We start from the raw sequence: 545 nt of genomic DNA, 5'->3' as shown, positions 1-545 counted from the left end.
CCAGGATCACCGTCAGCAGGGCGTTTTTGTCATCCGCGACTCGGCTGGAACGGCGATGGGTAAAGCAGTCAGTGAAGCTGATCCAGCGGTCCACTTCCAGCAGAAGATCAGTAATCTTGATGCGTGGCAGCCGGTCGTAAGCCGCCCGCCTCAACTCTTMCACAGCAGGGGGTGTAATTGCTTTCAGAGGCGAAATCACAAGACCATGTGCATCAAGCCGGACCTGTGACAACTCGCCCTTCCTGGCAAGAGCCGTCACCCGGTTCAGCGCGGTTTCCAGCACTGCACGCCGTTGAGAAAGGAACGTGTCAGCCGTAGCATTGATCGCCAGAGGCAACGGTCCTTGCGCGCGCATCGCTGCAAACGTGGCTTCCGGAAGAAGGTAGGTGTCGAATGCGCGGTATTGGCGACTTTCCGTTACCCAGATGTCTCCGGCACGCAGACGCTCGCGCAGCTGGGTCAGAACACAGAGTTCGTAAGCCTGTCGTATGACTGTTCCCTCTGGCCTGACAAAGCTGTGCCTGGAAGGCGGATTGAAACGGATC

Annotated in this window: 1 pseudogene; it reads right to left on the bottom strand. The window is 57.9% G+C overall.

Annotation, left to right across the window (positions count from 1 at the left end):
- Nucleotides 1-545 (bottom strand): annotated as a pseudogene (locus KP705_RS16625) (Tn3 family transposase); the annotation flags it as partial.

Source organism: Gluconobacter sp. P1D12_c (assembly GCF_018812105.1).
GTDB classification, from domain to species: Bacteria; Pseudomonadota; Alphaproteobacteria; order Acetobacterales; family Acetobacteraceae; genus Gluconobacter; species Gluconobacter oxydans_A.
Note: the sequence above shows the minus strand (reverse complement) of the source record. Positions and strands in the feature narration are given on the sequence as shown.